Here is a 1,002-nt window from a genome sequence, read left to right as displayed (position 1 = left end):
CTAGGGCTTGTATTTGGTCGTGATCAATGTGCGGGATTCGCCCTCCTGGCGAGGGCGGCTCCGGTAGTCAGGGATGTATGACGCGTGCGCAACTGAGCGATGAGGAGTGGGAGTACGTCGAGCCGTACCTGCCGATCGGCGAGTACGGGCCGTATCCCGCCAGGCTGCGGCAGCAGTTCGAGGGCGTGATCTGGAAGTTCCGTTCAGGGGCGCAGTGGCGGGAGATGCCGGCTGAGTTCGGCGCCTGGTCCACCGTGCACAACCGCTTCCGGAAGTGGCGTGATTCCGGGATCTTCACGGCTCTGCTGGAGGGCTTGATCGGCGAGGCCGCCGAGCGGGACAGGGTGGACATGTCGCTGGTCAGTGTGGATTCCACCACCGTCCGCGCCCACCACGATGCGGCCGGGATGCCCGTGGACGAGGAGGTCCTGACCGCTTTGGAGAAGGCCGCTGCCGAGCAGGAGAAGGCCCGGCAAAAGGGGGCGGCCCGGAAGGACAAGACGGACACGACGCTGACCCCGCCCGCGAAGAGCGAAGGCGCATCCGGCGCCGTCGCCGGGTCCGGCTGACAGCTGCCCTGCTGGGGCGCTCACGGGGCGGCCGGACCAGCAAGGTCCACCTCGCGGCTGACCGCTGCTGCCGCCCGCTCGCAATCGTCCTGACCGCCGGGCAGGCGGCCGACAGCCCTCAGTTCATCCCAGTACTGAACAAGGTCCGGGTCCGCGGCCCCGTGGGGCGTCCGCGCACGCACCCTGACGCGGTCGCGGGCGACAAGGCGTACTCCTCCCGCGGCAACCGCGCCTACCTGCGCAGACGCCAGATCAAGGCGGTCATCCCGGAGAAGAAGGACCAGGCTGCCAACCGGAAGAAGAAGGGCCGCCGGGGCGGTCGCCCCGTCACCCACGACGCCGGGTTGTACAAGGAGCGCAACACCGTCGAGCGCCTGATCAACAAACTCAAGGCATGGCGCGGCATCGCCACCCGCTTCGACAAGAAGCCCGA

General features: G+C 68.5%; 1 pseudogene. It reads left to right on the top strand.

The window, feature by feature from the left end:
- Window positions 1–77: 77 nt before the first annotated feature.
- A pseudogene (locus NMN56_RS42935) lies at window positions 78–1,002 on the top strand (IS5 family transposase); the annotation flags it as partial.

The sequence above is a fragment of the Streptomyces iconiensis genome, from assembly GCF_028657195.3.
Classification (GTDB): Bacteria; Actinomycetota; Actinomycetes; order Streptomycetales; family Streptomycetaceae; genus Streptomyces; species Streptomyces iconiensis.
The sequence above is the reverse complement of the archived record's forward strand: the minus strand, read 5'-3'. Positions and strand labels throughout refer to the sequence as shown.